Source organism: Okeania sp. (assembly GCF_983059655.1).
Genome location: NZ_CEZPJD010000308.1, coordinates 1 through 8,936, shown reverse-complemented (window position 1 = coordinate 8,936; position 8,936 = coordinate 1). Strand labels below are relative to the sequence as shown.

General features: G+C 34.0%; 5 protein-coding genes. 2 read left to right on the top strand and 3 right to left on the bottom strand.

Annotation, left to right across the window (positions count from 1 at the left end; translation table 11 throughout):
- Positions 1-52: 52 nt before the first annotated feature.
- From AC3DU7_RS17485 to AC3DU7_RS17475, 3 genes are all read right to left on the bottom strand, one after another.
- Positions 53-1,354, bottom strand: coding sequence for a serpin family protein (locus AC3DU7_RS17485; protein ID WP_488040595.1), 1,302 nt, complete (start codon positions 1,352-1,354; stop codon positions 53-55).
- Between the two features lie 368 nt (positions 1,355-1,722).
- Positions 1,723-2,823, bottom strand: coding sequence for a serpin family protein (locus AC3DU7_RS17480; RefSeq protein ID WP_488040594.1), 1,101 nt, complete (start codon positions 2,821-2,823; stop codon positions 1,723-1,725).
- Between the two features lie 1,466 nt (positions 2,824-4,289).
- Positions 4,290-5,603, bottom strand: a complete 1,314-nt coding sequence (locus AC3DU7_RS17475; RefSeq protein WP_488040593.1) for a serpin family protein — start codon at positions 5,601-5,603, stop codon at positions 4,290-4,292.
- A gap of 351 nt (positions 5,604-5,954) precedes the next feature.
- Between AC3DU7_RS17475 and AC3DU7_RS17470 the strand changes: the two genes are divergently transcribed.
- Both AC3DU7_RS17470 and AC3DU7_RS17465 read left to right on the top strand, forming a co-directional pair.
- A complete protein-coding gene (locus tag AC3DU7_RS17470; protein ID WP_488040592.1) occupies positions 5,955-6,437 on the top strand; it encodes an ABA4-like family protein in 483 nt (160 codons plus the stop codon).
- Positions 6,438-7,440: 1,003 nt separating this feature from the next.
- Positions 7,441-8,862: a dihydrolipoyl dehydrogenase family protein gene (locus AC3DU7_RS17465; RefSeq protein WP_488040591.1), complete on the top strand. Its 1,422-nt coding sequence runs from the start codon at positions 7,441-7,443 to the stop codon at positions 8,860-8,862.
- The last annotated feature ends 74 nt before the right edge of the window (positions 8,863-8,936 follow it).

Sequence of the window (8,936 nt, the reverse complement as noted above, 5' to 3'; positions counted from 1 at the left end):
TTGCTAATTTTTTTGTCAGAAATAATTTAAGACCGCTATATCAGACTTACTCTTAATTTTTTGGATTTGTAATTTCTCCCATAAACAAAATAGTGCCAGAATTATTATCTCTAATAGCAAAAAAGAAGGGACGATTAACCAACATTTCAGGAGGTAAACTTCTAACTCCTGCCACGCTAGTAACAGCTGCTGCTTCTGTTCCTTTTTCATTAACTTCAACAAATGTTTTATGTTTCACTTCATCTATATATAACCCTGATGAATTAGACAGCATTTTAGAAAAATCAGCACCACTGTTAAAAGCTATCTCCATTCCTAAAGATTTCAGCACATCATTGAGAGTAACTTCATATTCTATTTTAAATTTTGGCAAGCCTAAATTAATTCTCTCTGCGAAAAACTGTTCCATCCAATTTTCCCAGTTTTTTTGATTTAAAGCTTGATAAAATCCCTCTAAACCGACTTTTTCCCTGGGGAGAAATATATACATACTGACACGACCTTTTTTATAAGGCAAACTGACTGCTCTAAAATCTTGGTCTTCATAGTATAAGTGTTCTGATAATTGAAACATAATTGGATGTTGTTTTTGAGATCCATTAGCTAAATAAAAAGGCATCTCCTTAGTAGAATCCTCTGAAAATGGTTGCTCCCAATCAGCTTTAAAATAAATAGCATTTAACAACAGGACTACTAAATTACGTTTGGTTTTTTGAATAATTTTCTCAATTTTTCCTTCAGTTTTATCTTTTACCCAATTATTGATAATTTTCAGACTTTCAGGATCTTTAAAGTCAATTTCCCTTACTTCACTCTGATAAAAATCTTGATTTTTTTGGATAAAATTTGGAGAAAAAGAACTTCCCTTTCTAGCCCAGATTGAGTTAGCAATATTTAATTTAATCTCGGGATTTAAACTATTTAATAAAATTCCTAAATCCTGATTTGCTTGATTAATTTCCTCTAAACTCATACCCTCAAAGTTTAAAGTTTTAGCCATAGCTTCTTGAGTTTTTCCTGCAGCGCCATTGTAGGTCATTGATAGAGCGATCGCTATACTTATTGGCGAAATAAAAACATTTTCGTCTGATTGGGATTTCTGAATTTCTGAAAATAGTTGAAAACCAAATTTATTATTGGCATTAACTAATTTCATCATGGTATTTTTATCTGCCGTTTGGGCTAATTTATGCTGGTTATGATTTGTATATTTATCAGTATTAAGTTTCCGATTTCTGAAAATTATTGTACTGCCAGGTAAGTTATAGACTCCGAGAATTACAATTAAAATAATTGCTCCTAGAGACATTTTTGCAGAAATACCAGAAAATTTCTTGACAAATTCTTTGAACATTATTTTACCTCACTAGAGTCAAGTGCTAACAATAGACATCTCCAGAAAAGAGGGAGTAGGGAACCCACCCCTAGCCCCTCCCAGGAGGGGAAATAATTGATAATTTCTGTGGGATAATTCGGAATAGATACCAAATATTCTTGCTTTTGTTTTATATTCCCTTTTCCATTTTAATCACATTTCTGGATTTGTAATTTATCCCATAAACAAAATATAGCAATCAGGAATGAGTTGTGAGAATTGAGGTGTTCCTTAAAAGTATAGAATATAGCGATTATTATATTCATATGATACGTTTTTTTCCTCTTCTCTGTTCCCTGTTCCCTGTTCCCTATTCCCTAAAAATTTCCAATATCTCACAACTCAAATCATATTGCTATAGTGCCAGAATTATTATCTCTAATTGCAAAGAAGAAGAGACGATTAACAAACATATTTAAACTTCCTGTCTCCATAGAAAGTGCTACTGGCAGAACTATACTAGTAGCTGCTGCTGCTTCTGTTCCTTTTTCATTAACTTCCACAAATGTTTTATGTTTAATTTTATCAATATATAACTCTGGTGGAATAGAACGCATTCCTGAAAAATCTGCTGTACTTCTATCAAAAGCTATTTCCATTCCCAAAATTTTTAATATGTCATTGAGGGTAACTTCATATTCATTTTTAAATTTGGGTAAACTTAATGTTACTGCTTGAGATTTAAACTCTAACATCCAATTTTTCCAATTTTCTTCATTTAAAGTTTGATAGAACTTTTCTAATCCTATTTCTTCTTTGGGGAGAAATACATACATACTAACCCGACCTTCTCCGTAAGGTAAACTAATGGCTTGAAAAGTTTGATTTTCGTAATATGAATATTGAGATAATTCCAACATCATTGGATGTTGTTTTTCTATTCCATTAGATAGATAAAAAGGCTGGTCTACGGTAGAAGCATTATCAAATTCTTCTTGCCAGTTTCCTTGAAAATAAATAGCATTTAACAATACCATAACTGAATCACGATCTAGTTTTTCAATTATTTTATCGATTTTGCCTTTGGTATTGTCTTCGATCCAATTATTGATAATTTCTGGAGTTTTCGGATTTTCAAAGTCAATTTCTCTGACTTTACTCTGATAAACTTCTTGATTTATTTGTAGAAAGTTTTGCTCAAAAGGTATTCCGATTTTAGTCCAGATTGAGTTAGAAATATTTAACTTAATATCTGAATTTAAACTATCTAATAAAATTCCTAATTCTTGATTTGCTTGATTAATTTCCTCTAAGCTCATGCCCTGAAAGTTTAAAGTTTTAGCCATAGCTTCTTGAGTTTCTCCCCGAGCGCCGTTATAGGCCATTGATAGAGCGATCGCTATACTACTGGGCGAGATAAAAATATTTTCATTTTGCTGGGATTTATGAATTTCTGAAAATAGTTGAAAGGCAAATTTGTTATTGGCAGAAACTAATTTTTCAACCATGTCTATATCTCCGATTTTGGGTAGGATTCAGCATTTCCTACGGAATGCTCCGCAAACAGCAGTCAGCTAGCCTCTTACAGAGGAACTGCGTTATCAGCTCTTTAGAAACACCTACATTTCCTGCTAAGGTTATGCTAAGTAGCAATACGGCTAACTACACGCTCCGCGAACGCCAATTATCATAAACAAAAGTTGGTTCATTAATGGATAATGGATAATGGATAATTGATAATTGATAATTGATAATTGATAATTACCTCGGGTTTTAACCGCTACGGAATTGAATATAAGGAAATATTATTTCTTCTCTTGGTCGATGGTCGGACAGCGCAGGTTTCCTAGCCATCCGGAGACCGCTTTTTTCCCCTTAAAAGGGGAGGCTTCAAGGCGCGAATTATTTAATTATTAATTAGTTAATTATTCGGTAAATGCTATGTAAGCATTCAGCTATTAGCCATCAGCTATCAGCAATAAGACCTTGTGCTTAAGGACGAGGTTTATATGAATAGACCTTGGAGCTGACTTTTAGCCAGATTTTTCTAGCTTAATTAGGGTTTAGCGAGCTAATATAAAAGTCTTTATGGATAAAGGTAAGTGCCTTTTTAGAACGTGAAAAAGTACTTGATTTTCCCCCGAGCGGGGGAAAAAAGTGAGTATTTTGGCCTATAGTCGGGCAGAGTAGGCAAGAGATAATTTTTCCGACTACCTCCTCTACAACTCCCTCCAAATCTTGAGTTTTAGCTACTCCCTACTCCCTGGCCTGAGCAAAAAGACTTCCATAAGCAAGGCCTAATTAAATATTGCTTTGATCGCTCACTAAAAGCAATAGCTGAAGCGCTGAAGCGCTGAAGCGCTGAATGCTTACAATGCTATATTAAAGCAGTTTGACACATAAAGAATGGATTCTATAGAAAATATACTTCCTGTTTTCTCTTCTGAAAAGCTTTATCTGTCAGCTTTTTAAGGTTTAATAATTGGTTAAAAAAACATTTGTATAAATTAAGCTTATAAAATATTGTCAAATATATTTGGAATTTAAACTCAATTTTCCCAAAAAAGTTCAAATGAGCTATTTAGGGGGAAAAATGGAGATAATTTGAGTGCAAACGGGCTTTCCTTGACCATTTGTTAAAAGTCTTGATATATAAGAAATATAGGGTGGTTGCTTGTGGAGAAATTTTCGTGTATTTTTGAGGTAAGTAATTCGCTCTGCGTAGGTGCTTTATAAAATGAAAAGAGAATTAGTGAGTGGAAGTGCGTTCGCGTAGCTAAACGTAGTTATCGCTTAGTGGAACGGAGTTCTATCGCGCAAACGTAACAGAATTCTATCAATTTGGATATATTTTTTGACTACATCAATTTTACACAGTCAAAGATACCAAATGGCTTCTATATATTCTCTGTTCCCTGTTCCCTGTTCCCTAAAAGCGACAATTTTTTGGCTTTATTCAGGCATTGAGATGCACCTAATTTTCTGGATTTGTAATTTCTCCCATAAATAGAATAGTTCCAGAATCATCATCTCTAATTGTCAAAAAGAAAGGGCGATCGACTAACATATCAACAGGTCTTTCTGCGCTTCTTGCTCTCATAGTTATACTGGTTGCTGCTCCCGCTTCTGTTCCTGCTTCATTAACTTCCACAAATGTTTTATGCTTAATTTCATCTATATATAACTCTGGTGGAATAGGACGCATCCCAGAAAAATCAGCATTATTTTTGTTAAAAGCTATCTCCATTCCTAAAGATTTTAATGCATCATTGAGGGTGATTTCATATTCTGTTTTAAATTTTGGCAAGCCTAGATTCACCTTACAATAGTCAAATTCCACCATCCAATTTTCCCAGTTTTTCTCATTTAAAATTTGATAAAATTTGTCTAATCCTACTTTTTCTTTGGGAAGGAATATATACATACTTACTCGTCCTTCTCCATAGGGTAAACTCACTGCCTGAAACTCCTCATCTTCATAATATAAATATCTAGATGATTGAAACATTATTGGATGTTGCTTTTTTGTTCCATTCGGCAGATAAAAAGGTTGTTCTTTTGTGGAATCTTCTGAAAATTTCTGCTCCCAATTGCCTTGAAAGTAAATAGCATTTAACAACACCATCACTGTATTAGGTTCGAGTTTTTCGATGATTTTATCAATTTTACCTTTAGTAATATCGTTGACCCAATTATTGATAATTTCAGGACTTCTAGGATGCTTGAAGTCTATTTCACTTACCTTACTCTGATAAAAAATTTGATTTTTTTGCAGAAATTTTGGTTCAAAAGACATCCCTTTTTTCGTCCAGATTGAGTTAGCAATATCTAATTTAATGTCTGGATTTAAACTATTTAATAAAATCCCTAATTCTTTGTTGGCCTGATTAACTTCTTCTAAACTCATTCCCTGAAAATTTAACGCTTTAGCCATAGCATCTCTCGTTTTTCCCTCGGCACCATTGTAGGTCATTGATAGAGCGATCGCTATACTGCTCGGAGAGATAAAAATATTTTTCTTTGATTGTGATTTTTGAATTTCTGAAAATAGTTGAAAGGCAAATCTATTATTAGCAGAAACTAATTTCATACTTATGTCCATATTGTCTATTTTAGCAAATATATTCTGTCGGGCACTTGTATGATTATCGGTATAAAATTCTCCATTCCTTAACTTGATTGCAATTCCAGGCAAATTATAGATACTAATAATGATAGTTATAGCGATCGCCCCTAGAGACATTTTTGGCGAAATAGCATAACATTTGTTTAAAAGTTCTTTTAACATTTTCTTATTTTTACCGAAAAATTGTGGTCAAAAGCCTCACTTTTTAAGGGGATAAAAAGCGGTTGAGGGATTGCGTTTGCTATCGCAAAGCTGCGCTAACAGCGGAGCGGCTCTGATAAGAGCGGTCTCCTCGCCATATCCAATCAACCAAGACAGCGGTCGATCGCGACAGCGGAACGGAGTTCTTTCTTCGGAGCTTCCCGTAGGGTGAGATGGCGAGGAATCCTGGCCATATCTAACTTGACTAAGAGAAAAAAGCATATTCCTTATTTTAAGCCTCCTTATTACAGAGGTACTGATAACGGATAACTATTAACTGATAACTGAAATGACTGGAGTCAATAACTAACAATGACAATCGATCTAATTTTTAACGGTGCTAACTTATTTGTATTACCATTTTGGGCATTAATAATATTTTTGCCTAACTGGAAAGTTACTCGCAAAATCATGGAATCTTTTATTCCGTTTGTATTATTAGCTGTCCTTTATCTTTACCTACTTATTAGTAGTATTACCCCTGAATCTGCCGCTGCTTTATCCAATCCTACCTTGCCAGATATTGCTAAATTCTTTGGAGAAGAATCAGCAGCAGCAACAGGATGGATTCATTTTCTTGTCATGGATTTATTTGTCGGTCGTTGGATTTATTGGGAAGGCCAGCGTACAGGTATTTGGACTGTCCACTCAATAATTCTTTGTTTATTTGCCGGACCTTTTGGCTTATTATCTCATATTTTAACCTATTGGATTAGTCAAAAATTCTTCGGTAATTCTACAGATGAAACAACTTCAACACCCACTGTAGAACAAGTTTCAACAATTAATAATTAATAATTAATATTTACCTCTTCTTTAAAATGGATAGGATTGATTCAAAGGAAATTTTTTTCTTGTTTCTCATTTAAAGGAGAGGCTTTAAACCTTAATTATTCGGTAAAATTGAGAGGGTTTATTTAAGATAAATCTCTAAATAAAGAAGGAATTAGGGAACAGAGAATAGGGCACAGGGAGAAATAATTGATAATTTATGGATAATAATTGGTTTTATTTTTGATTTTACCAGATGTCTAATAGTTTGTTGATTTTATCGATTCTTAATTAATCTTCAGTAGTTTCTCATACCTGACTAATATTTTGAGGGTTAAATAAATAATTATTGGATTTGAGATTTGAAAGAGTTTGAAGATGCGGAGTTGCTTTTCTGGGATATTCCCAACTAATTAATACTACTAAATATCGTATTTTTTTTGGTATGAAAGCGTAAACATTCAGCAGTCAGCAGTAAGCTATTTGTTATTAACTCATTATCATAACTAGAGAGGAATTATCTACCAAGGAGCATTAAAATTAATTAATAAAATTGGCTATAACCTCACCTCAGTTATTGCTTGCATAAGTTCAAAAGCTAATAGCTGAATGCTTACATGAAAGCTATTTATTAATCTGCTTTTAGTAGATAATTTGACTCTGAATTATCTTTTCTGCTACAGGTTTAATACTCCACTGTCAATAGCTTAGAAAAGTAATTTTTTTACCTTTGATGTAAAAGAGCTTGGGGAGTATGGTGAGAGGGAGAAGTTTTGAGCAATTTATTGTATAAATAAAGTACATTTTTGTGGAATTTTTATACTGAATAAAAGTGATTACTTACCTCTTTGTTAAAAATCTACTCCTGTAAGACAGTTAATAGGGGTGCTTAAAATTTTTTGGAGTTATAATACTAAAATATGAAGTAGCTCTTCAAAATCTATCCATAAGCAAATTTTCCCTTCTTCCTTCTTCCTTCTTCCTCCTTCCTTATTTTCATTTCCTATTTTTATATTGAGGTAAAATTATGGCAGTTGAATATGATATTGTGATTATTGGCGGTGGTTCTGGTGGTTTAGTTGTAGCTTCTGCTGCTGCTCAACTTAAAGCTAAAGTAGCATTAGTAGAACGCGACCGTCTTGGTGGTGATTGTTTGTGGTTTGGTTGTGTTCCTAGTAAGTCTTTAATTCATGCTTCTCGTGTTGCTTATCAAGTAAAAAATGCTTCTAATTTTGGCATTTATACTCAACCTCCAGAAATTGAATTTGCTAAAGCAACTGGTCATGTTCAACAAGTAATATCTAATATTCAACCACATGATTCACCAGAAAGATTTAGAGGTTTAGGTGTTGAAGTTATCTTTGGAGAAGGTAAGTTTATAGACCGCAAAACTTTTGAAGTTGATGGTAAAAAATTAACTGCTAGAGCTTTTGTTGTTGCTACGGGTTCTAGACCTGCAATTCCATCTGTGGAGGGATTAAAATCTGCTGGTTTTCTAACAAATGAAAAGGTATTTTCTCTACAAGAAAGACCAAATTCTTTGGCAATAATTGGTGCTGGTCCGATAGGTTGTGAATTGGGTCAAGCTTTTTCTCGCCTTGGTAGTAATGTAACTATTATTTCTAGTAGAAATCATATTTTACCGAAGGAAGAACCGGAAGCTGCTCTAGTTGTACAGGAACAATTTGAGTCGGAAGGTATTAATATTTTGAAGGAAGTTAGAGCGGAAAAAGTAGAAGTTGTGGATGGAAAAAAGCAAATTACGGCAGGTGGAAAAAATATTATAGTTGATGAAATTTTAGTTGCTGGTGGTAGGTTGCCAAATGTAGAATCTTTGAATTTAGATGCTGCTGGTGTTGAGGTAGGAAAGCAAGGAATTATTGTTAATGAAAAGCTGCAAACTACTAATTCTAAAATTTATGCTTGTGGTGATGTAATTGGTGGTTATCAGTTTACTCATGTGGCTGGTTATGAAGCGGTTGTTGCTTTAACAAATGCGTTATTTTTTCCTATTAGTAAGGCTAATTATCGGGTTATTCCTTGGGCAACTTTTACTGACCCAGAATTGGCAAGGGTAGGGTTAACAGAACAGCAGGCAAGAGAACGTTATGGAGATGATGTTTGTATATTAAAACAGCCTTTTTCTGGTGTAGACCGCGCTCAAGCTGAGGCAGCGACAAATGGATTTGGTAAGATTATTACTAGGGGGAATGGAGAAATTTTAGGAGCACATTTAGTTGGTATTTCTGCTGGTGAATTAATCCATGAAATTGTTTTGGCAATGTCGAATAAGTTGCCTGTTTCTGCTTTGACTGGAATTCATATTTATCCGACTTTATCTGAGGTAAATAGTAAGGCTGGTTTATTGTTGAAAAAGCAGAAATATGCCAAGAATTTATGGCAGCAAAATATGTTGGAGAAGTTCTTTAATTGGAGGCGTTCCTTTTAAAGGAAGGAAGAGGTTAAAGGTAAGCATTTCCTCCGGAATGCTGCGCAAACAGCTATTAGCCATCAGCTATCAGC